General features: G+C 64.2%; 25 protein-coding genes. 17 read left to right on the top strand and 8 right to left on the bottom strand.

The genetic code is table 11. The annotated features are described in order from the left end of the window. Positions 1-13 precede the first annotated feature (13 nt). Complete coding sequence (locus QF092_RS14600) at positions 14-796, bottom strand: EAL domain-containing protein (RefSeq protein WP_281464894.1); 783 nt, start codon at positions 794-796, stop codon at positions 14-16. A 106-nt stretch (positions 797-902) separates the two neighbouring features. On the opposite strand from QF092_RS14600, the gene QF092_RS14595 reads away from it, so the two are divergent. Continuing rightward, the gene (locus QF092_RS14595; protein ID WP_281470022.1) at positions 903-1481 is read left to right on the top strand and encodes a DNA-3-methyladenine glycosylase I; all 579 of its coding nucleotides are present in this window, start codon (positions 903-905) and stop codon (positions 1479-1481) included. A 160-nt stretch (positions 1482-1641) separates the two neighbouring features. On the opposite strand, the gene QF092_RS14590 is transcribed toward QF092_RS14595, so the two are convergent. Beyond that, complete coding sequence (locus QF092_RS14590) at positions 1642-2208, bottom strand: TlpA family protein disulfide reductase (RefSeq protein ID WP_281470020.1); 567 nt, start codon at positions 2206-2208, stop codon at positions 1642-1644. Between the two features lie 22 nt (positions 2209-2230). Here QF092_RS14590 and argH point away from each other — a divergent pair, with 22 nt between their 5' ends. From argH to QF092_RS14555, 7 genes are all read left to right on the top strand, one after another. Further along, positions 2231-3634: an argininosuccinate lyase gene (gene argH, locus QF092_RS14585; RefSeq protein ID WP_281464893.1), complete on the top strand. Its 1404-nt coding sequence runs from the start codon at positions 2231-2233 to the stop codon at positions 3632-3634. A 61-nt stretch (positions 3635-3695) separates the two neighbouring features. Then, complete coding sequence (locus tag QF092_RS14580; protein ID WP_281464891.1) at positions 3696-3884, top strand: hypothetical protein; 189 nt, start codon at positions 3696-3698, stop codon at positions 3882-3884. After that, positions 3881-4036, top strand: a complete 156-nt coding sequence (locus QF092_RS14575) for a hypothetical protein (RefSeq protein ID WP_281464889.1) — start codon at positions 3881-3883, stop codon at positions 4034-4036. Before QF092_RS14580 ends, QF092_RS14575 begins: the two co-directional genes overlap by 4 nt. A gap of 34 nt (positions 4037-4070) precedes the next feature. After that, the gene (locus tag QF092_RS14570; protein ID WP_281464886.1) at positions 4071-4229 is read left to right on the top strand and encodes a lipoprotein; all 159 of its coding nucleotides are present in this window, start codon (positions 4071-4073) and stop codon (positions 4227-4229) included. Then, positions 4226-4537 (top strand): DUF2834 domain-containing protein, encoded by a 312-nt coding sequence (locus QF092_RS14565; protein ID WP_281464884.1) that lies wholly within the window; start codon positions 4226-4228, stop codon positions 4535-4537. Before QF092_RS14570 ends, QF092_RS14565 begins: the two co-directional genes overlap by 4 nt. A gap of 75 nt (positions 4538-4612) precedes the next feature. After that, positions 4613-5878, top strand: a complete 1266-nt coding sequence (gene lysA, locus QF092_RS14560) for a diaminopimelate decarboxylase (RefSeq protein ID WP_281464882.1) — start codon at positions 4613-4615, stop codon at positions 5876-5878. A gap of 45 nt (positions 5879-5923) precedes the next feature. Then, positions 5924-8419 carry a TIGR02302 family protein gene (locus QF092_RS14555; protein WP_281464880.1) on the top strand — a complete coding sequence of 832 codons (2496 nt, stop codon included), beginning with the start codon at positions 5924-5926 and terminating at the stop codon, positions 8417-8419. A 6-nt stretch (positions 8420-8425) separates the two neighbouring features. Here QF092_RS14555 and QF092_RS14550 read toward each other — a convergent pair whose 3' ends face one another. Beyond that, a complete protein-coding gene (locus QF092_RS14550; protein ID WP_281464878.1) occupies positions 8426-9331 on the bottom strand; it encodes a zinc-ribbon domain-containing protein in 906 nt (301 codons plus the stop codon). Positions 9332-9522: 191 nt separating this feature from the next. Here QF092_RS14550 and QF092_RS14545 point away from each other — a divergent pair, with 191 nt between their 5' ends. The 3 genes from QF092_RS14545 to QF092_RS14535 are packed head-to-tail and all read left to right on the top strand — an operon-like array spanning position 9523 to position 11824. Beyond that, positions 9523-10194: a cell division ATP-binding protein FtsE gene (locus QF092_RS14545; protein ID WP_281464876.1), complete on the top strand. Its 672-nt coding sequence runs from the start codon at positions 9523-9525 to the stop codon at positions 10192-10194. Next, positions 10191-11087 (top strand): cell division protein FtsX, encoded by an 897-nt coding sequence (locus QF092_RS14540; RefSeq protein WP_281464874.1) that lies wholly within the window; start codon positions 10191-10193, stop codon positions 11085-11087. The genes QF092_RS14545 and QF092_RS14540 overlap by 4 nt, the downstream gene beginning before the upstream one ends. After that, a complete protein-coding gene (locus QF092_RS14535; protein WP_281464872.1) occupies positions 11084-11824 on the top strand; it encodes a lysophospholipid acyltransferase family protein in 741 nt (246 codons plus the stop codon). Before QF092_RS14540 ends, QF092_RS14535 begins: the two co-directional genes overlap by 4 nt. A 7-nt stretch (positions 11825-11831) precedes the next feature. On the opposite strand, the gene QF092_RS14530 is transcribed toward QF092_RS14535, so the two are convergent. Beyond that, positions 11832-13229 carry a helix-turn-helix domain-containing protein gene (locus QF092_RS14530; protein ID WP_281464870.1) on the bottom strand — a complete coding sequence of 466 codons (1398 nt, stop codon included), beginning with the start codon at positions 13227-13229 and terminating at the stop codon, positions 11832-11834. A 162-nt stretch (positions 13230-13391) separates the two neighbouring features. Between QF092_RS14530 and QF092_RS14525 the strand changes: the two genes are divergently transcribed. From QF092_RS14525 to sucD, 4 genes are read left to right on the top strand one after another with little or no spacing between them, the layout of a single operon-like run. Beyond that, positions 13392-14612, top strand: coding sequence for a pyridoxal-phosphate-dependent aminotransferase family protein (locus QF092_RS14525; protein ID WP_281464868.1), 1221 nt, complete (start codon positions 13392-13394; stop codon positions 14610-14612). A gap of 14 nt (positions 14613-14626) precedes the next feature. Further along, entirely contained in the window at positions 14627-15565 is a 939-nt protein-coding gene (locus QF092_RS14520; protein ID WP_281464866.1) for an HpcH/HpaI aldolase/citrate lyase family protein, read from the top strand. Positions 15566-15621: 56 nt separating this feature from the next. Then, positions 15622-16794, top strand: coding sequence for a malate--CoA ligase subunit beta (locus QF092_RS14515; protein ID WP_281464864.1), 1173 nt, complete (start codon positions 15622-15624; stop codon positions 16792-16794). Positions 16795-16806: 12 nt separating this feature from the next. Then, the gene (gene sucD / locus QF092_RS14510; protein WP_281464862.1) at positions 16807-17706 is read left to right on the top strand and encodes a succinate--CoA ligase subunit alpha; all 900 of its coding nucleotides are present in this window, start codon (positions 16807-16809) and stop codon (positions 17704-17706) included. Positions 17707-17830: 124 nt separating this feature from the next. Here the strand turns inward: sucD and QF092_RS14505 are convergent, their stop codons facing one another. The 3 genes from QF092_RS14505 to QF092_RS14495 all read right to left on the bottom strand — a co-directional run bounded on the left by QF092_RS14505 (position 17831) and on the right by QF092_RS14495 (position 20340). Next, positions 17831-18145, bottom strand: a complete 315-nt coding sequence (locus QF092_RS14505) for a DMT family transporter (protein WP_281464860.1) — start codon at positions 18143-18145, stop codon at positions 17831-17833. Beyond that, on the bottom strand, positions 18142-19101 hold the full coding sequence (locus QF092_RS14500; RefSeq protein ID WP_281464858.1) for an acetyl-CoA carboxylase carboxyltransferase subunit alpha: 960 nt from the start codon (positions 19099-19101) through the stop codon (positions 18142-18144). The genes QF092_RS14505 and QF092_RS14500 overlap by 4 nt, the downstream gene beginning before the upstream one ends. 282 nt (positions 19102-19383) lie before the next feature. Beyond that, entirely contained in the window at positions 19384-20340 is a 957-nt protein-coding gene (locus QF092_RS14495; protein WP_281464856.1) for an L-malyl-CoA/beta-methylmalyl-CoA lyase, read from the bottom strand. A gap of 144 nt (positions 20341-20484) precedes the next feature. Between QF092_RS14495 and dgcA the strand changes: the two genes are divergently transcribed. Together dgcA and QF092_RS14485 are read left to right on the top strand one after the other, a co-directional pair. After that, on the top strand, positions 20485-21447 hold the full coding sequence (gene dgcA / locus QF092_RS14490; protein ID WP_281464854.1) for an N-acetyl-D-Glu racemase DgcA: 963 nt from the start codon (positions 20485-20487) through the stop codon (positions 21445-21447). Between the two features lie 291 nt (positions 21448-21738). Next, positions 21739-22599 (top strand): D-amino-acid transaminase, encoded by an 861-nt coding sequence (locus QF092_RS14485; protein ID WP_281464852.1) that lies wholly within the window; start codon positions 21739-21741, stop codon positions 22597-22599. Positions 22600-22642: 43 nt separating this feature from the next. Here QF092_RS14485 and QF092_RS14480 read toward each other — a convergent pair whose 3' ends face one another. Further along, positions 22643-24013, bottom strand: a complete 1371-nt coding sequence (locus tag QF092_RS14480; RefSeq protein WP_281464850.1) for a calcium-binding protein — start codon at positions 24011-24013, stop codon at positions 22643-22645. Positions 24014-24132 lie beyond the last annotated feature (119 nt).

Below are 24132 nucleotides of genomic sequence, written 5' to 3'. Positions count from 1 at the left end.
GGCGGGCGCAGGGTCACAGCCCGTGGGGATAAAGTTTCGGCACACCCAGATGATGGCCTTGCAGGCAATCCACGCCCAAGGCGGCCAGACAATCCGCCTCGGCCGCCGTTTCCACGCCTTGCGCCACGGTCAGCATGTCAAACTCGCGCGCCAACGCGCGGGAGGCCGAAATCATGACCTGATTGTCGGGCTGCGCGGCGACATCGCGGGTAAACCCGGCGTCGATCTTCATCAGATCGAATTGCAGGTCGCGCAGGTGGCGCAGATGCATGGCCCCGGCCCCGAAACCATCCAGCGCGAAGGCGATTCCCTTGGGTCGCAACTCTTCCATCAGCGGGGTCAGAAGCTCAGGCACCGTCATCGCACTGGCTTCACTGATCTCAAGGATCAAGCGATCCCCGAGTCCCGGCGTACGGGAAAGACCCACCCGCAACAGGCGCAGCCAACTTGGCCAACCCACAGAACGCGCCGACATATTGATCGACAGGCGCAGGCTGGGATGGCGGATCAACGCATCCAGACCGATGGCCAGAGCAGCACAATCGATCTCGCGGCCCAGTCTGTGCGGCTCCACTGCCCGGATGAAATCGCGCGCGGGGATGACCTGCCCACCGGGATCGAGCAGCCGGATCAGCCCCTCATGGAACCCGATCCGCTGTGGATTGCGCGCCAAGACCACCGGCTGATAGGCCAGTCGCAGGCGACGCTGGCGCACTGCCTCTGCCACCCGGTCCAAGATGCGGGCCTCGCTTTCGGCAATCGCGGCCGAGAGCGGGCTTCCCAGCCCGTCTTCCATCTTTCGTGCCCCCTGCACCCCATGAAGGTCCTAACCGCTGGCCAGCCTGCCCCAATCCCCGTAAAGATCGGGTAAAGCCGAAGGCAGGCCAAAAGGGATGACAGGGATGCAGGATCGCTGCCCATGGTGCGGAACCGATCCGCTTTATGTCGCCTATCACGATGAAGAATGGGGCATTCCCGAACGCGATCCCCGCGCGCTTTGGGAAAAGCTGATCCTAGAAGGGTTTCAGGCTGGGCTTAGCTGGATCACAATCCTGAAAAAGCGCGATAATTTTCGCACCGCCTTTGCCGGCTTCGACCCCGCGACCATCGCCCTTTGGGGCGACGGCGATGTCACCCGCCTGATGGCCGATCCCGGCATCGTGCGCCATCGCGGCAAGATCGAAGGCACGATCCGCTCGGCCCGCGCTTTTTTGGCGGTGGAAGAACGCGAAGGTTTTTCCGCCTCTCTCTGGAAACATCTCGATGGCCGCCCGCACCAGACCAACGCCCGCAGCATGGCCGAGGTGCCGAATGAAACCCCGCTGTCAAAGACCATCTCGAAACAGCTGAAGGCCGATGGATTCACCTTCTGCGGCCCCACCATCACCTATGCCTTCCTGCAGGCCGCGGGGCTGGTGAACGACCACCTCACCACCTGCCCCGCCCATGCCCGCATCCGTGCCTTGGGCGAGGGGGGCTGATCTTCATCTTGGCGAAAAATACTCCGGGGGGAGGTGCGGCCCGCGCAGGCGGGCCGTGCCGGGGGGCTGGCCCCCCTCACCCGCGGCAAAGCCGAAGGCGGCGCCGCGAGAAAAAGGAATGCGCGGCGGGCGCCCCGCCCGGCGCGTGCCGATCACTTTCTTATTGAGCGTTTCCGGCCATCAAGGCACGGATGATGGTCTGGGCATGGGCGCTGTCCCATTCGGCGTCACCGATCAGGCGGCCCACTTCCTGTCCTTCCGGGTTCAGGATCACCGTCACCGGCAGGCCCATCACTGCCATTGGCCGGGCGAAATCGCTGCGCGGGTCGCGCAGGATGGGCAGGGCCTGCACGCCAGCCTCTTCGTAGAACCGTTCGATCCCTTCCACCGCATTGCGCCCTGTTGCCACGGGCAGGACCGCGATCTCGGGCATCGCCTGTTGCAGGCGCAGAAGCGAGGGCATCTCTTTCCGGCAGGGCGCGCACCATGTGGCCCAGAAATTCAGAACCACCCATTGCCCGCGCCATTGCGCAAGCGGCACTTCGGCATCGGCGGCATCCAGAAACACCCCGTCCGGCACCGCCACGGGTTCGGCATGTAGCGCCAGTTTCTTCATATCGCCTTCGCGCAGGTCCGCGACATCCCCAGCCAAAGCAGGCCCCGCAAGGGCCGCATTTGCACCGATGGCCAAGGCCGTGTAGAGGACGGCCAGAATTTTCCGCAGCATCATCCCTCCGAAGGCCGCCGCCATGTCCAGTCCCGATCCGTCCCGCACCGCCAACCAGATGTGGGGCGGGCGCTTTGCCGAAGGTCCGGATGCCATCATGACGGCGATCAACGCCTCCATCGGTTTTGACAAACGGCTTTACGCGCAGGACATCGCAGGGTCACGCGCCCATGCGGCGATGCTCGCCGCGACAGGCATCTTGACCAATAAGGATGCCGAGGCGATCGGGGAAGGCCTTCTCACGGTCTTGTCAGAGATTGAAACGGGTGCCTTCCCCTTCCGCACGGAGTTGGAAGACATCCACATGAATGTGGAAGCCCGACTGAAAGAGATCATCGGCGAACCCGCAGGTCGCCTGCACACCGCCCGGTCGCGCAACGATCAGGTGGCGGTGGATTTCCGTCTTTGGGTGCGCGATCAATGCGATGCCGCCATCGCGGGGCTTGAGGCGCTGATCCGCGCCTTTCTCGCGCAGGCCGAGGCGGGGGCGGATTGGGTCATGCCCGGCTTCACCCATTTGCAAACGGCACAGCCGGTGACATGGGGCCATCACATGATGGCCTATGTCGAAATGCTGGCGCGCGACCGGGGCCGATTCATCGACGCCCGCGCGCGGATGAACGAATGCCCCTTGGGCGCGGCGGCGCTGGCGGGCACCTCTTTCCCCATCGACCGGCATATGACGGCGCGCGCCTTGGGCTTTGACCGGCCCACAGCGAATAGCCTTGATTCTGTCAGCGACCGCGACTTTGCCTTGGAATTCCTTGCCGCCAGCAGCATCTGCGCCATGCACCTGTCGCGCTTTGCCGAGGAATTGGTGATCTGGTCCAGCGCGCAGTTCCGTTTCGTGCGGCTTTCGGATCGCTGGACCACCGGGTCCTCGATCATGCCGCAGAAAAAGAACCCCGATGCGGCGGAACTTTTGCGGGCCAAGCTGGGGCGCATCATGGGGGCGACGGTGGCCCTGTTCACCGTGATGAAGGGGCTGGCGCTGACCTATTCCAAGGATATGCAGGAAGATAAGGAACAGGTTTTTGACGCGGCCGATACGCTGATGCTGGCCCTTGCCGCGATGACGGGGATGGTGTCGGACATGACCGCGAACCGGGATGTTCTGGCGCAGGCGGCGGCATCTGGCTTTTCGACCGCCACCGATCTTGCCGATTGGCTGGTGCGCGAACTTGGCCTGCCCTTCCGCGAAGCGCATCATGTGACGGGCACCCTCGTCGCCCGGGCCGAGGCGAAGGGCTGCGACCTGCCCGACCTGACCTTGGCCGAGATGCAGGCCGTCCATCCCGGCATCCGCGCCGATGTCTTTGACGTGCTGGGGGTGGAAAACTCGGTCCGGTCGCGCAAGTCTTATGGCGGCACGGCACCCGATCAGGTGCGCGCGCGCATCGCCGATTGGAAGGCGCGTCTGGGGTGATCAGCCGGGGTGGGCAAGGCCAGCCTTGCCTCTGTGCCATGGTTGAGGAACAGTGGCGCGCATGATCACACGCCAAGTCCTTGCCGCAGGCCTGATGCCTCTTCTCGCGCTTGCCGCCTGTGCCGAGGCACGGGTGCCGAACCTGACCGTTCCCTTGGGGGATCGGAGCACTTTTGGCACCGACCTGCGGGCCGAGGACCCGGTCCTTGGCATCACCGTGATCGATCCTTTTGACAGGTTGCCCGGATGACCCGCCCCTTTGCCCTTTTCGCCCTGATCGCCCTTTGCGCCTGTTCCTCGCCGCGCCTGAATGCCGGGCTAAGTCTTGGCGCGGATGGGCTGTCGGTGCGGCCTTCCGTTTCCGCTGGGCTGGCAGGGGGACGTATCAGCTATGCGCCTTGAACATAACGCGAAACGACACGGAGAAGGGAAAGCCATGACGCGCCTTTTCGCCTTTGCCTCGCTTGCCCTTCTTGCTGCCTGCGGTGTCGATGGCCCGCCGATCCCGCCGTCGCAAGTGCCTGCCGAACCGCCGCCACCCGCCGTGACCATATCGGGTCAGGCGCAGATCGGCGTGGTGGGGGGCAACGGATGACACCGATGCGTTGGGTCTGGCTTGCCTTGGCCATCTGGGGTGCGGTGCATCCCATGTATTGGTTCGTCACCTATATGCAGGAAACCGGCACGGGCCTTTCGGGGTTGATCGATGCTTGGTATGTCAATGCCTCCACCACCGGGCTGACATGGGATCTGACCATCGCGGCAGTGACCCTGACCGTCTGGGTGCTGGTAGAGACCATCGCGCAGCGCAATTGGCGCGGGTTGGTGGCGATACCGGCCACCTTCTGTATCGGGGTCAGCTGTGGACTGCCGCTTTATCTGTTGCTGCGCCGCGCGGGCTGAGACGGGGCGAATTGCGCCCCCTGTCGGGTCTGCTATAGCAACGGGCGAGATCAGTTTTTCCGCAGGGGCCTAGGGATGGACCATTTCCTGTATCGCAACGGTGCCCTGCATGCCGAGGATGTGCCGATCGCCGATATCGCGGCGCAGGTGGGCACGCCTTTCTATGTCTATTCCGCCGCCACCCTGACACGGCATTACCACCTCTTCACCGAGGCGCTTTCGCCCCTGCCCCATCTTGTCTGCTTTGCCATCAAGTCCTTGTCCAATGTGGCTGTGCTGAAACTGCTGGGGGATCTGGGCGCGGGCATGGATGTGGTGTCGGGCGGGGAATATCGCCGCGCCCGGGCGGCGGGCGTGCCGGGGGATCGGATCGTCTTTTCCGGCGTCGGCAAGACGCGCGAAGAGATGCGGTTGGCCCTGACGGGTGGCATCCGGCAGTTCAACGTGGAAAGCGAACCGGAATTGCGCGCCCTGTCCGAGGTGGCGGCATCGCTGGGCGTGACCGCGCCGATCACCATCCGCGTCAACCCGGATGTGGATGCCCGCACGCATGAAAAGATCGCGACAGGCAAGAAGGAAAACAAATTCGGCATCCCCATCGCCCGCGCCTCCGAAGTCTATGCCGAGGCGGCAGCCCTGCCGGGAATCGACGTGGTCGGCATCGATGTCCATATCGGCAGCCAGCTGACCGAGTTGGAACCCTTTGAGCAGGCCTATCTCAAGGTGGCCGACCTGACCCATCGCCTGCGGGCCGAAGGGCATGACATCCGCCGCCTCGATCTGGGGGGCGGTCTTGGGATTCCTTACACGCGGTCGAACGAGGCCCCGCCCTTGCCCACCGATTACGGTGCGCTGATCAAGCGAACGGTCGGCGATCTGGGCTGCGAGGTTGAGATTGAACCCGGCCGCCTGATTTCCGGCAATGCGGGGCTTCTGGTCACCTCGGTGATCTATGTGAAAAAGGGCGAGGGGCGGGATTTCCTGATCCTTGACGCTGCGATGAACGATCTGGTGCGCCCGTCCATGTATGGCGCGCATCATGACATCGTCCCTGTCATCGAACCCGCCCCCGCCGTCCCCGTGCAGCCCTTTGATGTGGTGGGTCCGGTCTGCGAGACAGGCGATACCTTTGCCAAGGCGCGCGAGATGCCCGCCGTGGGCGAAGGCGATCTGATCGCCTTCCGCTCGGCCGGGGCCTATGGCGCGGTGATGGCGTCGGAGTATAACACGCGCCCCTTGGTGCCTGAGGTTCTGGTGAAGGGGGATCACTTCGCCGTCATTCGGGAAAGACCGACCTTTGACGAAATCCTGAACCGAGATACCATCCCAGCGTGGTTGTAAGGCGGCAAGGCCGCGTCAGTTGCGACAGAGGCCCGGCCCCGACGGATGAACACGGATCAGGACAGCACATTATCGGTCATTACCCGCCCCTTGCGGCTGACGCTGCTGGGGCTGTGGGCGGAACGGCTGACCCGGTGCTTCTGGCCGTTCTGGACCGTGCTTCTGGTTACCCTTTCGGCCCTGTCCTTCGGCCTGCAAGACCACCTTCCGCTTGAAGCGGCATGGTTTTCGCTGGTGCTGGCCCTTGTGGCGGCGGTGGCCACGCTTTGGCGCGGGCTGCGGGCCTTTCGCGCACCCACGCGCACCGAGGCGCTGATCCGGCTGGACAGCCGTCTGCCCGGCCAGCCCATCGCGGCGCTGACCGATACGCAGGCGATCGGCGGCAATGACCCCGCCTCCTTGGCCGTGTGGCAGGCCCACCGCGCGCGGATGGCGGCCCGTGCCGCCGCCGCGCGACCGGTGGAGCCTGATCTGAAACTTGCCCGCCGCGATCCCTTTGCCCTGCGCTATGTGGCGCTGACGGCCTTTGTGATGGCGATGATCTTCGGGTCGCTCTGGCGGGTCACATCGGTTGAGGCGCTGGCTCCGGGAGCGGGGAACGAATTGGCCGCAGGGCCGTCATGGGAAGGCTGGGCGCAGCCGCCGGCTTACACAGGCAAGCCGTCGCTGTACCTGAATGACATTCCCGAAGGCAGCCTTGATCTGCCCATCGGCACCCGTCTGCAATTCCGCCTCTATGGCGAGGTGGGCGATCTGACCCTGTCCGAAACCGTGTCGGGCCGGACAGAGGTGCCCGCCGCATCCGACCCGCTGCATGACTTCACGCTGCAACGCAGTGGCGAAGTGGCGGTGGGTGGCGAAGGTGGGCGAACATGGCGGATCACCGCGACGCCCGACATGGCCCCTTCGGTGACCCCGGCGACCAGCGCGGACCGCGAAGGCAACGGCCAGTTCACCATGGAATTCGCTGCCGCCGATGATTACGGCGTGGCCTCAGGGCGCGTCAGCATCGCGCTTGACCTGCCCGCAATCGACCGCCGCTTTGGTCTTTCCGCAGAGCCAGAGGCGCGCGAGCCTGTGGTCCTTGACCTGCCCATGCCCATGACGGGCGACCGCGCGCAGATCGCCGAAACCTTGGTTGACGACCTGTCGCAGCATCCCTTTGCCAATCTGCCCGTCGCCATGACCTTTACCGTGGCCGATGCCGCTGGGCAGGAAGGCAGCGCCGACCCCGTCCATGTCACCCTGCCGGGCAAGCGGTTCTTCGACCCGCTGGCCGCCGCCTTGATCGAGATGCGGCGCGATCTTCTATGGACGCGCGCCAATGCCCCCCGTGCGACGCAAATCCTGAAGGCGGTCACCCATCGCCCCGAAGACCTGATCCGCAATCAACGCGCCTATCTGCGCCTGCGCGTTCTGATGCGTGACCTAGAGGCGCAAGCAGTTAGCCTGACCCCCGATTCCCGCGACGCCATCGCCGCCGAATTGTGGGAAATTGCCCTTCTGGTCGAAGAGGGCGATCTGGCCAGCGCGATGGAACGGCTGCGCCGCGCGCAGGATCGTCTGGATGAGGCGATGCGGAACGGTGCCGACCCGTCCGAAATCGAACAACTTATGCAGGAACTGCGCGAGGCGCTGAACGATTACATGCGTGAATTGGCCGAAGAGGCCCAGCGCAACCCCGACAGCCAGCTTTCCCAGAACATGGAAGGGATGGAGATGTCGGGCGACCAGCTGCAACAGATGCTGGATGAATTGCAGCGCCTGATGGAGGAAGGCCGGATGGCCGAGGCGCAGGAATTGATGGAGATGCTGCGCCAGCTGATGGAAAACATGCAGGTGGCGCAGGGCGAAGGCCAAGGTCAGGGTCAAGGCGGCCCCGGCCAGCAGGCTATGCGTGAATTGCAGGATACGCTGCGCGGCCAGCAGGGCCTTTCCGACGATGCCTTCCGCGATCTGCAAGACGGGCAGGAAGGGAATGACGGCCAGCAGCCCGGACAACAGCAAGGTCAGGGCGAAGGGGAAGGCGAAGGTCAGGGCCAAAGCTTTGCCGAACGCCAGCAGGGGCTGCGCGATCGGCTGGGCCGTTTGCAGGAAGGTCAGCTTCCCGGCGATGGCAGTGCCGCCGGTGAAGAGGGCCGCCGCCAGCTGGATCGGGCAGGCCGCGCGATGGAACAGGCCGAAGAGGCGCTGCGCGAGGGCGATCTTCCCGGCGCGCTGGACCGTCAGGCCGAGGCGATGGAGGCGATGCGCGACGGCATGCGACAGTTCGGCGATGCGCTGGCCGAAGAACAGCGCCAGCAGGGCGATGCCGCGCAGGGGCAGGAATTCGGCCAGGCCGATCCGAATGGGCAGCGCGATCCGCTGGGGCGTGAGCCGGGCAATTCCGCGCGCATCGGATCGGATCGCAACATGTTGCAGGGCGAAGACGTTTATCGCCGCGCGCAGGATATTCTGGATGAAATCCGTCGGCGTTCCGGCGAACAGGCGCGGCCCGAAAGCGAACGGGACTACCTGCGTCGTCTGCTGGATCAGTTCTGACGGGCGTCAACCGCCCGCAGACCCACCCTCGGCCGCAAGCATGCCACGCAGGCTATCGGTCGCGGCGCGCATCGCCCCATCCAGCCATAGCCGCAACCCATCGACCGCCGCGACATAGGCATCCACGCTGCTTGCCACGGCAGGGATCTGCGCCTTGATCTGAGGGGCGGCGACATAGGCCGCCAGAAGCACAACGGCGATGAACAGCGCCAAGGCAAAGCCGCTGCGGAAGCCGCGCGCCTCAGAGGCGGCAGCGACGGCCTGCCCGTCTTCGCCCAACTGGGCCGGGATTTCATTGCCCTTGAGGGAGGAGTTGATCTCTTCAATATCCGGCAGAAGATCGCGCCGCGTTGCCGCGCGGGGCGGCGCAGGGGGCGGGGCATCCGGGTCCTTGCCTTGCATCTGCGCGATGCGGCGCGCGGCGCCGGCCAGCCCACCCGTGACAGGCGCAGGGGGCGGGGACGGTGGCGGGGACGCGGGCGCAGCAAGGCCAAGATCGGGCTGCGTTTCGATGACGCTGCCTTCGCTGCGGCGGGCGGCGGCCTCACGCTCCGCCTCTTCGCGCAGGATGGCCATGAGATTGTCGTCCAGCGTGCGGCGGGGCGGATCAGAGGGCGTAGCCGCGTCAGAAACCATCGAAGCGGCATCTGCCGCCATGGCGGGGGGCATCGCCTCATCCGCCCGTGATTGCGCGGGGGCCTCGGCTACGGCTGCCTCGGACGCGGAGGACGGCTCGGCGGCGGCGGCCTGACCGAAGAGTTCCTCTTCCTGTTCCAGCGCCAATTCGATCTCTGGCGGAAGCTGGAACCAGGCATGACCGCAATTCGAACATTGCACGTCCCGCCCAGTATCCGGAATGGCGGAATCCTCCACCTCATATTCCGCATCGCAGTTCGGACAGATCAGCCGCATTCGCCACTACCCCAATTTCACCCATCGCCGCAGCGCCAGCCCGACCCCGGCCGGATGACCCAACGTCGCCGCAAGATGACATCAACCCACCGGCACCACAACTGCCAGTCGGCCTGCATTGCAACCGCCGCCACCTTGGGCAATGCTGCGGGCGCAGGCAAGGGCCAGCAAGCATGGGGCAGTGAATACAAGTGATCGCCTTTGACAACGTCGCCTATAATTACGGCGGGGGAGAGCTTCTTTCTGAGGTCACCCTGCGCCTTGCCCCCGGTTCTTTTCATTTTTTGACCGGGCCTTCGGGTGCGGGCAAGACAACCTTCCTGAAACTCGCCTATGCCGAATTGCAGGCGACGGCGGGCCGGGTGACCATTTTCGACCGCGATGTCCGCAGCCTGTCACGCGACGATGTGGCGCGCACGCGGCGGCGGATCGGGGTGGTGCATCAGGATGTGCAATTCCTTGACCATCTGCCGATGGCGGCGAATGTGTCCCTGCCGCTGACCGTGTCGGGGCGCGCGGGAGATCCGCGTGACCTGACCGATCTTCTGGCTTGGGTCGGGCTGGCCGACTTGTCGGATGCCCTGCCGCCACAATTGTCGGGCGGGGAACGGCAACGCGCGGCGCTGGCGCGGGCGGTCATCATGGGGCCGGATGTGATCCTTGCCGATGAACCCACCGGCAATCTGGATTGGGAGATGTCGCTGCGCCTGCTGACCCTGCTGGTAGAGTTGAACAAGATGGGCAAGACCATCCTTGTCGCCACCCATGACATGAACCTGATCCGCACCGCCAAGAATCAGGTCGCGGCGCGCGTGCTGCGCATCCGCAATCGTCGCATCCAGCTTGCGGGGGCTGACCTGTGATCGTGCGCCTCCGCCTGTTCCTGACGCCCGACCGGCAGGCCGACCGTGTGGTCCCGCCGACGGGCCATACCGCATGGTTGACCGGATTCACCGCCGGGGCGATGACCTTTCTTGCCGTTTTTGCCCTTGCCTTGTCCTTGGCCGCTGACCGGCTGGCCGACCGCTGGTCGGATGCCCTGCAGCGCACGGCAACGATCCGCATCAGCGCCCCGCCCGACCAGATGGAGGCGCAGACCGCCGCCGTGCTGGAGGTGCTGCGCACCACCCCCGGCATCGCCGCATCCCGCGCCCTGAGCGATGATGAACAGCGTACATTGCTTGCGCCGTGGTTCGGGCCGGACTTGCCTGTGGATGCCCTGCCCCTGCCCCGTCTCGTCGAGGTGACGGAAACCCCCGAAGGCTATGACAGCGAAGGCCTGCGCCAAAGATTGCGGGCCGAGGCGCCCGGTGCCGTGCTGGACGATCATACCCGATGGCGTCGCCCGTTGGCGGTGGCAGCGGCGCGGTTAAACCTTCTGGGGGCCCTGTCCATCGCGCTGATCGGGGCGGCGATGGCCGCGATGATCACGCTGGCGGCCAATGCGGCGTTGGCGGCCAATGCGCAGGTGATCCGCGTGCTAAGGGTGGTGGGGGCGCAGGATGATTATATCGCTGCCGCCTTCGTGCGCCGCTTTACCCTGCGCGCCTTGGTTGGATCGGCGGCAGGCGCTGTGGTGGGCATGATCGGCATCGCGCTGCTGCCCCCGGTGGATGAGGCGGGGGGCTTCCTGACAGGCTTGGGCTTTCAGGGGGCTGGATGGCTGCTGCCGCTTCTGCTACCCCCGGTGGCTGCGGTGGTGGCGCTGCTGGCCACGGGGGCCGCAGCCTTCCGCAAGCTTCGGGAATTGCCATGATCTATGCTCTGCGCTGGCTGATGTCTCTGATCTTCATCATCCAGATGTATCTGGCGATGGTGGTCTATGCCTTGGCCTATGCACCCTATGCTATTCTAAGCCGGAATGGCGCATGGGCGGGCATCCATGCCTATTGCAACTATGTGCGCGCCACGGCGCATCTTCTGGTGGGCCTGCGGTCGGAAATCCGCGGACAGGTGCCAGAGGGCGAGGTTCTGATCGCCTCAAAGCATCAAAGCTTCTTCGACATCATCCTAATCTGTTCAGTGGTGCGCCGTCCGAAGTTCATCATGAAAAAGGAACTGAAATGGGCGCCCCTTTTGGGGTTCTATGCATGGCGGATCGGCTGCATCCCGGTCGATCGCGGCAAGAAGGGCCGTGCGATTGCCGAGATGAAGAAGGCCGTCGCTGCAGGGTCCGCCGTGCCGGGGCAGTTGATCATCTATCCGCAAGGCACCCGCGTCGCGCCGGGGGCGGCACTGCCCTACAAGGTGGGGACGGGGCTTCTCTATCAGCAGATCACCCAGCCCTGCATCCCGGCGGCCACCAATGTGGGCGTCTTCTGGCCGCGCCATGGCATCTATCGCAAGCCGGGGCTGGCGGTGGTGGAGTTTCTGCCCGCCATCCCGCCGGGGCGCAGCGTTTCTGATTTCATGGCAGAGTTGGAGCAGGTGGTCGAAACCGCCTCTGACGCACTGATGGCCGAGGCGGGGTTCACCTATTCCAAGGCGGCGTGACGCGCGCCTAAACTTCGAATCGCGTCGCGCCCCGGCGCTTTTCATCCACGGGTTGGGACAGGACCACCGCCTGATGCGCGCGCTGGTCGCAACCCGCGCGCGGGCAGATGCGGCAATTGATCCCGACCGGCGTCATGCGCGCGCCCGCCACAGAAAACGCCTCGGCATAGCCGATCTCAGGCGCGTGTTCGATCGCGCAGCCCATCGCCACGGCAAGGCGATTGTCTTGCGCATGCCGCGCCCATGTGGGCCGGTCCACCGTGCGCGAAAAGACAAAGAACTGCGATTTGTCCGGCATTTCAACGAATTGCGGCACGATCCGCCCCGGCGTGCGGAAAGACGTATGCACGTCCAGCCGCGGGCAGGCGCCGCCATGTTCGGCCAGATGGAACCCCGTGGCGTTGAACCGTTTGGTCACGTTACCGCCCTTGTCGATCCGCAGAAAGAAGAAGGGCACGCCCAGCGCCCCTTCACGCTGCAAGGTCGTCGCACGGTGGCAGGCCTGTTCGAAACTGACGCCAAAGCGCGTGGCGATATGGTCAAGGTCGTATTTCGTGGCCCGCGCCTCGGCTATGAAGGCGTCATAGGGCATCAGGACGGCGGCGGCGAAGTAATTGGCCAGTTCCACCCGCAGCCGCGCCACCCCGCGCGGATCAGTGATGCCGGAACGTGCAACAAGGGAATCCAGCAGCGCCCGCTGTTCCAAAAGCCCCGCCATATGCACCAACTGAAAGATGCGGTTGGTGTGATCCAGCGCCTCGGACAGCAATATCTCGCGCCGCGCTTCATCATATTGGCGCAGCGTGTCAGGCAGGTCTTCCACCCGCACCAGCCGCACGGTGACACCCACCCGCCCCCGTAACCGCCGTTTCAGCGCCACGTAAATCTCATCCGGTTCGACAGAAACGCTGCCCCAAAAGCCTTCTGCAGCCTCTTCCAACTCGCGGAAATGGTTCCGGTGCTTGCGAAACTCGTTATGCACCGCCGCCTCGGGCGTTGACAGGATTTGCGGCGCCTCCCCTTCCGTCAGCGACAAAAGCTGATCCGTCGCCGCCTGATAAGCACTGTGCAGCCGCAGAAACGACCCCACCAGCCCCGGCGAATGCACCAGCGCCGCGCGCATCTGGGCAAGATCTGGCCGAGTCTCGGCGAAAAGCGGGTCCTGCATCACGGCCCGCAGATCGGCGAGCTGGCTGGTCCCATCCTCATCCGCGATTTCCCGCCAATCGACGCCGTAAACATCGAAAAGCCGCAACAGAACGGAAACCGAAACCGATCTTTCATTGTTTTCCAGAAGGTTGACGTAAGAGGCGCTGATGCCCAGCGCCTTGGCCATCGCGCCTTGCGTTTCGCCCCGCTCGATCCTGAGGCGCCGCAGATGCGGCCCGATGAAGGTTTTTTGCATACCGTCGCACACATTCCTGGCTTCGTCATGTTTACAATATTACAAATTACACAGTTTGTAAATTCTCGCATTCACAGCAGAACCCGCTTTCGATTTGCCGGAATCGCAACCAGTGGCATCTGTCATCCCAAGCGAACAGGAAAAACGTCAGGGAGGACCACGATGAAAACCGGAACCCAGCACCTTTACATTCCCGGCCCGACCAATGTGCCGGAATCGGTGCGTCAGGCGATGATCGTTCCCATGCAGGACCATCGGGCCCCGGATTTCGGCGATCTGACGATGAACCTGTTCAGCGACATGAAAAAGGTTTTCAAAACGGAAACCGGAACCGTGATGATGTTCCCGGGATCGGGCACCGGCTGCTGGGAAGCGGCGATCACCAACACGCTCAACCCCGGCGACAAGGTGTTGATGGCACGGCATGGGCAGTTCAGCCTGCTCTGGGTCGACATGGCGCAGAAGCTGGGTCTGGATGTGGAAATCGTCGATCTGGCATGGGGCGCGGGCTGCCCGGCCAATGAATTCGCCCGTATTCTGGGCAATGACCGCCACGGCAAGATCAAGGCCGTCTTCGTGACGCACAACGAAACCGCCACGGGCGTGACCTCGGACGTGGCGCAGGTTCGCCGCGCGCTGGACGAAAGCTTCCACGACGCGCTCTTGTTCGTGGATGGCGTGTCCTCGATCGGGTCGATCGATTTCCGCATGGATGAATGGGGCGTCGACCTTGCCGTAACGGGTAGCCAGAAGGGGTTCATGCTGCCTGCGGGCCTTGGCATGATCGGTGTTTCGGCCAAGGCGATGGCGATGTCTGAAACCGCCACGATGCGCCGCGCCTATTTCGACTTTGCCGATATGGCGCGCGTGAATGCCACCGGCTATTTCCCCTACACCCCCCCGGTTCCCCTGTTCCACGGCCTGCGCAAATCGCTGGACCGCATGCTGGATGAGGGGCTGGAGAACATCTTCGCCCGCCACCGCCGCCTTGCGACCGGTGTGCGCAATGCCGTCGCCGCCTGGGGGATGGAACTTTGCGCCGAACACCCCTCGCTCTATTCCGACACGGTCAGCGCGATCCGCGTGCCGCAAGGGGTGGATGCACGCGACGTGATCCGCATCGCCTATGACCGCTACAACTGCTCTTTCGGCGCGGGGCTTGGCCCGCTGAATGGCAAGGTGTTCCGCATCGGCCATCTGGGCGATCTGAACGAAGGCATGTGCCTGTCGGCCATTTCCATCGCGGAACTGTGCCTTGCCGCCGCTGGCGCGCAGATCCGCTTTGGATCGGGCGTCGCCGCAGCACAAGAGGTGTATGCCGAACCTGTCGCCCGCGCCGTGCAGCGCAGCGCCCGCTCTGCCGCACGTATCGCCGCCGAATAACCCCTGAGGAAATCATGTCTCACACTTTGTACCCGCTGCGGCGTCAACGCCTGCAGCGATCGGAACTCGCTGTCCCGGCGTCGAACCCCACGATGATCGACAAGGCCGCCCAAGGCCCCGCCGATTATGTCTTTCTTGATCTGGAGGATGCCGTCGCGCCCCCGGAAAAGGAACAGGCCCGCAAGAACGCGATTCAGGCGCTGAATGACATCGACTGGGCCGCGAAGGGCAAGACCGTCTCGGTCCGCATCAACGGCCTTGATACGCATTACATGTATCGCGATGTGGTCGATGTGATGGAACAGGCGGGCGACCGCGTCCATACGCTTTTGGTGCCCAAGGTTGGGGTGCGCGATGACCTTTACATGGTCGAAGCGATGGTCAACCAGATCGAACAGGGCAAGGGCTACACCACCCGCGTGGGGCTTGAGGCGCTGATTGAAACCGCGCTTGGCATGGCCAATGTCGAAAGCATCGCCCAATTCGGCGGCCGGCTTGAGGCACTGCATTTCGGCGTGGCTGACTATGCCGCCTCCATGCGCGCCCGCACCACGAATATCGGCGGGTTGAACCCGCATTATCCGGGCGACCAGTGGCATGCCGCCATCTCGCGCATGGTCATCGCCTGCCGCGCCTATGGCCTGCGCGCCATCGACGGGCCCTTTGGTGATTTCTCGGACCCCGAGGGTTACAAGGAAGGCGCGCGCCGCGCAGCCGCCTTGGGTTGCGAAGGGAAATGGGCGATCCACCCAAGCCAGGTTTCCATGGCGAACGAGGTGTTCAGCCCGACCGACGCCGAAGTGACCAAGGCCCAGCGCATCATCGAGGAACTGAAAATCGCAGAGGCCCAAGGCAAGGGCGCGGCCAGCCTTGATGGCAAGATGATCGACGCCGCATCGGAAAAAATGGCGCGCAACGTGTTGGTGATTGCCGAAGCCATCGCCGGAAAGTGACCGCAGGGGCGGATGGGCCAATGGCCCATCAACCTACCGCAACAGGGAGGAAGAACATGGACATCCACGAATATCAGGCCAAGGAAATCCTCGCTCGCTTCGGCGTGCCCGTCCCGCGTGGCGGCCTTGCCTATAGCCCCGAACAGGCGGGTTACCGCGCCCGCGAATTGGGCGGCAGCGCATGGGTCGTCAAGGCGCAGATCCATTCCGGTGGCCGGGGCGCCGCAGGTGGGGTAAAGCTCTGCCGGTCCGAGGCCGAGGTGCAGGAATTCGCCGCCACCCTGTTCGGCCGCCAGCTTGTCACCAAACAAACCGACGCCAATGGCAAGGGCGTCTACCGCCTTTGGGTCGAAGGCGCATCGGACATCAAGCAAGAGCTTTATCTCGGCTTCGTCCTCGACCGGAAATCCGAACGCATCATGATCGTCGCCTCCGCCCATGGTGGGATGGAGATCGAGGATCTTGCCGAAAAAGACCCCAATTCGCTGCGCCGCATGACGATCGACCCCGCCGTGGGCCTGTCGGAATTTCAGGCCCGCGAACTGGCCTTTCAACTGGGGTTGAAGGGCGGCCAGATCGCCCAGATGGTGACCATCCTCAAGGCCTGCTATCGCGCCTATCGCGATCTTGACGCCATGATGGTCGAGATCAATCCACTTGTCATCACCGGCACGGGCGACCTTGTCGCGCTCGACGCCAAGATGTCTTTCGACACCAATGCCCTCTTCCGCCGCCCGGAAATCGCGGAACTCCGCGACCGCAGCCAGGAAGACCCCCGCGAAAGCACGGCGGGCGACCACGGCCTCGCCTATGTCGGCCTTGATGGCGATATCGGCTGCATCATCAACGGTGCGGGTCTGGCCATGGCGACGATGGACATGATCAAACTCGCCGGGGGGGAGCCTGCAAACTTCCTCGATATCGGCGGGGGGGCCAGCCCGGAGCGGGTAGTGCGGGCTTTCCGCACCGTGCTGGCCGACCGTAATGTCAGCGTCATCCTCGTGAACATCTTCGCCGGCATCAACCGCTGCGACTGGGTCGCCCAAGGCGTGGTTCTGGCCTATCGGGAACTGGGCCTGACGCTGCCCGTCGTCGTCCGCCTTGCGGGCACGAATGTCGAAGAAGGCCGCCGCATCATCGACGCTTCCGGCCTACCGTTGATCACTGCCGACACGCTGGAGGACGCTGCCATGAAGGCCGTCGCCACGCGCCAGCAACTTGCCGCATAAGGGGGAACGCAGATGGCCATTCTCATCACCGAAAAGACCCGCGTCATCGTGCAGGGCATGTCGGGCCGCATCGGCCAGTTCCATGCCGAGGACATGATCAAGCACGGCACCAATGTCGTGGGCGGCGTGACCCCCGGCAAAGGCGGCGAGACGCTCTTGGGCCGCCCCCTCTTCAACACCGTGCGCGAGGCGGTAGAGGCCACGGGGGCCGAGGCCTCTCTCGTCTTCGTGCCCCCGCCCTTTGCGGCGGATGCGATCATGGAGGCTGCGGATGCGGGCATTAAGACCGCCGTCTGCGTCACCGACGGCATCCCCTCGCAGGACATGATGAAGGTGAAGCGGTTCCTGAAACGCTATCAGGCCGACCGCAAGATGCGCCTCGTGGGCCCCAACTGCGCGGGCATCATCTCACCCGGCAAGGGCTTCATGGGCATCATGCCGCCGCATATCTACATGCCCGGTCGCGTGGGGATTGTGGGACGCTCCGGCACGCTGGGCTATGAAGCGGCGTCCCAGATGAAGGCCTTGGGCATTGGCGTGTCCACCTCGGTCGGCATCGGGGGCGACCCGATCAACGGCAGCAGCTTCCGCGACATCCTTGAACTCTTCGAGGCGGACCCTGAAACGGATGCCGTGATGATGATTGGCGAAATCGGCGGCCCGCAAGAGGCCGAGGCCGCGATCTATGCCCGCGACCATATGAAGAAACCCGTCGTCGCCTATATCGCCGGTCTTTCCGCCCCCAAGGGCCGCAAGATGGGCCATGCCGGGGCGATCATCTCGGCCTTCGGCGAAAGCGCGCAAGAAAAGGTGGAAATCCTCTCTGCCGCCGGCATCACCATCGCGCCGAACCCGTCCGCCATGGGCGAAACGGTGGCCCGCGTCCTGTCCATGCGCCGCGCGGCGGCCTGACCAGACAGCGAGACAAACAAAGGGGCGGTCCCGGTGGCCGCCCCTTTTGTCATGCTCTTGGCTTCATCTTGGCCCAAATACTCCGGGGTCCGGGGCAGCGCCCCGGGGCTTTCCCCCCGCGCCGTCAGGCGAATTTCAACGCCACGATCCCCGCGATGATCAGCAAGATCCCCACCACCCGCATCAGATTGACCGGGTCCCCGAACAGGAACACGGCCAGCACCGCCGTCCCCACCGCTCCGATCCCCACCCAGACAGCATAGGCCGTACCGACGGGCAGGTCCTTCATCGCGATGGACAAGAGCCAGAAGGACGCCGTCGCCCCCACCACTGTCAGGATCGACGGGATGGGCTTGGTGAAACCGTCCGAATATTTCAACCCCAGCGCCCAGCCGGTTTCCAACAAGCCCGCGATCAGAACGATCACCCAGGCATTCACGCGGCCAGACCCTTTGACCCCATCTCAACGAATTTGGCGCGACGGTCCTTGATCAGAGCGTCGGGCTTTTTCCCCGCCAATTCCTTCAGCATCGCCTCGATGCCCTTGCCCACCGCCTCGATCGTTTCCTTCCGGCCCCGCTGGGCGCCACCCAAGGGTTCCTTGATGATCCGGTCGATGACTCCCAGCTTTTGCAGATCCTGCGCCGTCAGGCGCAGCGCTTCCGCCGCCTCACGCATCTTTTCAGCATCCTTCCACAGGATCGAGGCGCAGCCTTCAGGCGAAATTACGGAATATACGGAATGTTCCAGCATCGCCACGCGATTGGCCGTCGCAAAGGCCACAGCCCCGCCCGACCCGCCTTCGCCGATCACGACGGAAATCAGCGGCACCCCGATCTCAAGGCATTTCGCCGTGGATCGGGCGATGGCCTCGGCCTGCCCCCGCTCCTCTGCGCCCTTGCCGGGATAGGCGCCGGGCGTGTCGACCAATGTCACCACCGGCAGGCGGAAGCGATCCGCCATATCCATCAAGCGGATCGCCTTGCGGTAACCTTCGGGGCGGGCCATGCCGAAATTCCGTTCGATCCGGCTTTTCGTGTCGTTGCCCTTCTCGTGCCCAATCACCACCACGGGCTGATCGTTGAACCGCGCCACACCGCCCATCACGGCATGGTCATCGGCAAAGTTGCGATCCCCCGCCAACGAGGTGAACTCGGTGAACAGCGCGTCGATGTAATCCTTGCAATGCGGGCGGTCCGGGTGCCGCGCCACCTGACATTTCCGCCAAGGGGTCAGGTCCTTATACAGGTCCTTGAGCAGCGCCTCCGCCTTGCGGTCAAGCGCCTCGGCCTCTTTCGTCACATCCATGCCGGAATTGCCCCGCGCCATCGCGCGCAGCTCTTCCGCCTTGCCCTCGATCTCGGCCAGCGGCTTTTCGAATTCCAGATAGTTCATGGGGCACCCCCTAAGCGCATCGCCCCTATATGGCCAGAGGCGGGGCAAGATGCAACTCGCCCGCATAGAGCATCCGCAAGGACAAGAAGCCACCTTGTTGAAACAGCAGCGCCCCGCGGCCGGGCCACGGGGCGTGCATCCTCCCCTATGCTGCGCGGGGCCTCCTCTCCCCGTGGGTCGCAGCGCGGGTAATCTTTGCAAAGCGCCTGTTTTTGTCGCTTTGATTGCCAGACCCTGCCCGCAGGACAGGCGGCCTGTCAACGATTCATTGTTGACGCAGCGTCAACCGGCGATCAATTCAGACTGCCGCACGATCACCTCGGCCTGTTTGATCGATGCGATATCCACCAGACGACCCTTATAGACCGTAGCGCCCTCGCCCCGCGCCTTGGCGGCCTCCATCGCCTCTAGAATTTCGCGCGCCTCGGCCACCGCCTGCGCGGATGGTGTGAAGACCTCATTCGCCAGCGTCACCTGTTTCGGGTGGATCGCCCATTTCCCCACCATGCCCAGCGTCGCCGACCGGAGCGCCTGCGCGCGGAAGCCTTCATCATCAGAGAAATCACCAAAGGGGCCATCGACGGGCAGGATGCCATGAGTCCGACAGGCCGCGACGATGGCCGCTTGTGCCCAATGCCACGGGTCGGACCAATGCTTCGCTCCCTCGCGCAGCATGTAATAGTTTTCCTGCGTCCCACCGATGCCCGTCGTCTGCATCCCCATGCTGGCCGCGAAATCCGCAGCCCCAAGGCTCATGGCCTGCAAGCGCGGCGAGGCCTTGGCGATCTCTTCCACATGGGAAATCCCGGCCGCCGATTCGATGATGACCTCAAAAGCAATCGGCTTTGTCCGCCCCATTGCCCGCTCCACCGCCGTGACCAGCGCATCGACGGCATAGATATCTTCGGCGCAGCCCACCTTGGGGATCATGATCTGATCCAGTCGTTCGCCGCCCTTTTCCAGAAGGTCCACCACATCGCGATACCACCACGGCGTATCCAGACCGTTGATCCGCACCGAAAGCGTCTTGCGCCCCCAATCGACCGATGAAATCGCGTCAATGACGTTCTCGCGCGCGATGGCCTTGTCGGATGGCGCGACGGAATCCTCCAGATCAAGGTTGATCACATCCGCCTCGCTTGCCGCCATCTTGGCAAAGATCGCAGGCCGCGATCCGGGGCCAAACAATTGGCAGCGGTTCGGGCGGGCGGGGGCGGGGGGTTGCAGGCGAAAGCTCATGGTCGTTCTCGCAAGGAAATTTCGGATCAGGCTGCGCTAGAGTTATATTCTTGCGCTGCACTGCGCAAGCGGCATTTCGCAGGTGCAGCATGACTTGACAGCGCGGCCCACCTCGCGCCCCCTCCGCCGCGACAGGAGGCCCCGATGATCACCGCCACGCTGGAAAGTTTCCCCCTTGCCCGCGCCTTCACCATCTCGCGCGGATCAAAGACTGAGGCGCGGGCGGTGACGGTGACCGTTACCCGCCAGGGTATCACGGGACGGGGCGAAGCCGTCCCCTATCCGCGCTATGGCGAAACACCCGAAGGGGTTTTGGCCCAGATCGCCGCCCTGCCCGACGGCATCATGCGGGCCACCCTGCAAGAAGCCCTTCCCCCCGGCGCGGCGCGCAATGCCGTCGACTGCGCGCTCTGGGATTGGGAGGCGAAAGTCAAAGGCACCCGCGTCTGGCACCTTGCGGGCCTGCCCGCACCTCGCCCCTGCATCACCGCCTTCACCCTGTCACTCGATACGCCCGATGCGATGCGCGCACAGGCGCTGGAAAATGCCCTCCGCCCGCTGTTGAAGATCAAGCTCGGCACCCCGGACGACATGCCACGGCTTGAGGCCGTCCGGGCAGGCGCACCGCGCGCCACCATCATCATCGACGCCAACGAAGGCTGGACGCCCGAAATATATGCCGACCTTGCGCCCCATCTTCTGCGCCTTGGCGTGGCGCTGGTAGAACAGCCCCTGCCCGCCGGGGCGGATGACATGCTGGCCGAAATCCCCCACCCCATCCCCATCTGCGCCGATGAAAGCGCGCATGACCGCCACAGCCTGACCGCCCTGCGCGGCAAGTATGACATGGTGAACCTGAAGCTCGACAAGACCGGGGGCCTGACCGAGGCGCTGCTCATGGCCGATACCGCCCGCAATATGGGGTTCGGCCTGATGGTCGGCTGCATGGTGGGAACCTCGCTTGCCATGGCCCCCGCGATCCTGCCCGCGCAGGCGGCGGCCTTCACCGATCTGGACGGCCCGCTTCTGCTGGCGCGGGACCGGGACCATGCGCTGCGCTATGACGATGACGGGGTGCACCCACCCGATGCCGCGTTGTGGGGATAGAGAGGACCGGGCAAGCCGGCACAGACCCGCCCGCAACCCGCCACCAAGGCCGCCCCGACACTCATGGCATCATGGATCGACAGGCCATGGCGCGCAGCCACGACCCCATCCCTCAGTGCGGGCCGCGACGGTCAGACCCACCACATGGCACAATCGCCGCATGCCCCAAAGGAACTCGGCAGCCTCATCCAAGGCTATCCCGTCCGGCTCAAGGGAAGGCGCAATTCCCCCTTGACCCAGCGCGCCCCATGCGCCCTAACCGCAGCCAACCAATAGCGCAGGGAGACACCCATGACCCGCACCGTCTATGTCAACGGCAGCTACCTGCCCGAAGATCAGGCCACCGTTTCGGTCTTTGACCGGGGTTTCCTGATGGCCGATGGCGTCTATGAGGTGACCTCTGTCCTTGATGGCAAGCTGGTGGACTTCGACGGCCACACGAAACGCCTGCACCGCAGCCTTGAGGCGCTGGATATGCAGGCCCCCTGTTCAGATGATGACCTGATCGCCATGCATCGCGAATTGATCCGTCTGAACGGCATCGATCAGGGCATGATCTATCTGCAAGTCACGCGCGGCAATCCGGGCGACCGGTCCTTCGTCTTTCCCGACGAGTCGGTGAAACCCACCATCGTGGCCTTCACGCAGGATATCCCCAACCTTGCCGATGCTCCCGCCGCCAAGACCGGTTTTCGCGTGATCTCGGTCCCCGACATCCGCTGGGGCCGGCGCGACATCAAGACGGTGCAACTCCTTTACCCTTCCATGGCCAAGATGATGGCCAAGAAGGCGGGTGTGGATGATTCATGGATGGTCGAGGATGGCGTCGTGACCGAAGGCACCTCGAACAACGCCTATATCATCAAGGGCAACCGCATCATCACGCGGCAATTGTCGAACGATATCCTGCACGGGATCACCCGCACCGCGGTCCTCCGCTTTGCCGCCGAGGCGCAGTTCGAGGTGGAGGAACGCCCCTTCACGGTGGATGAGGTGAAACAGGCCGACGAGGCCTTCGCCACCGCCGCCACCATCTTCGTCATGCCGGTGGTCGAAATCGACGGCGCGGCGATCGGTACGGGCAAACCCGGCCCCGTCGCCACCCGCCTGCGCGAACTTTACATCGACGAGATGCGCAAGGCGGCGATCTAACGGCTTTCGGACTGGGGCGACCCTTGGGCCGCCCCGCCCCTGATCACGCCGTCAGCCGCGAAAAGACGAAGGTCACATCCCTCAGGGCAGCCACGGTTTGGCCTTCCAAAAGCATGGACGCCTCGCCATCCAGTTCCACGACCACCCCGGTCCGGCCATTGCCGATATCCACATCCCGCAGCCCCAGTGCCGGCTGGACCGTGCCCTCATAGCCGATCTCGATCGAATCCTCGGCCGGGTTGAAGTCGGTCACAACCACGTTGGAGGGATCAGCCACGAAAAGATTGTCATTCCCTGCACCCAGCGTCACAGAGTCGATGCCGTCCGCACGCACTGAATCATTCCCGGCCCCGGCATCGATCACGTCCTGACCGATCACCTCAGCCGGAGGGCCGGCCGGCTCGTCCACGCCATCAATGACATCATCGCCGGTCCCCCCGAACAGCCTGTCATTGCCGCCCCCCGCGGTCAGGCTGTCATTGCCGCTCCCACCGATCAGCCAGTCGTCGTCGGCACCACCGTCGAGGCTGTCATTGCCACTGCCACCCACCAGAATGTCATTCTGGGTCCCGCCCAGCAGCGTATCCGCCCCGTCGCCGCCATCAAGGCTATCCACCCCAAAGCCGCCATTCAGGGAATCGTCCCCCGCGCCGCCGATCAACGTGTCGTTGCCAAGTTCGCCGAACAGGTCATCTGCGCCCCCGCCGCCGACGATGGCATCATTGCCCGCGCCACCGCGCACCAAGTGACCGCTGTCATCCGCGGCACCGCCGAATTCGTCATTCCCGGCCCCAAGGTAGAAGGCATCGACATCCCTGTCGCCAAGGGCCACCACCAGATCGTCCCCGGCACCGCCAAAGACAGTATCCTTGCCCAGCCCGTCAGAGATGGCATCCTCGCCCGCCCCGCCAAGGATCAGGTCATCCCCCTCGCCCCCTGCAAGCAGGTCATTGCCGGCATTGCCGTAAAGCTGATCGTCATCTTCTCCGCCGAACAACCGATCCGCGCCAAAGCCGCCGCGCAGCGTGTCATTCCCCGCCAAACCCACCAGAAGGTCGTTCCCGGTCCCGCCCCCGCCGACATCATTGCCCGCGCCGCCATAGATGCTGTCGTCACCCGCGCCGCCCTGCAACAGGTCATCGCCACCCCTGCCAAGGAGCGTGTCATTGCCCGTCTGACCGAAAATGCGGTCATCCGCTGCCGTGCCACCCCGCAATTCGCCATCGGCTGTAGCCGAGGGTTCTGCAGCGGCTGCCGGGGCTACGCTGAACGACATCGCCTCGGCGACAAGATCGGTGCCATTGTCATCGGGCATATCCGGCGTGTCGTCATCGGTGGTCAGATCGTCGTCGTTCTGGCCATCCATCACAGACAAAAGCGGCAAACCGGCCAGCAAAAGCAAAAGCGCACTCATTACAAAACCCCACGAACAGGCACATCACGGATCTGAACCTGCCACTGCCGCCATGATTCTGACAAATTCCTTTTGCCAAAGGCGCGAAATTGAAAGGGTTTCGAAAGCATTTCTAGGTA

It is taken from the genome of Fuscovulum ytuae, assembly GCF_029953595.1.
Classification (GTDB): domain Bacteria; phylum Pseudomonadota; class Alphaproteobacteria; order Rhodobacterales; family Rhodobacteraceae; genus Paragemmobacter; species Paragemmobacter ytuae.
Note: the sequence above shows the minus strand (reverse complement) of the source record. Positions and strands in the feature narration are given on the sequence as shown.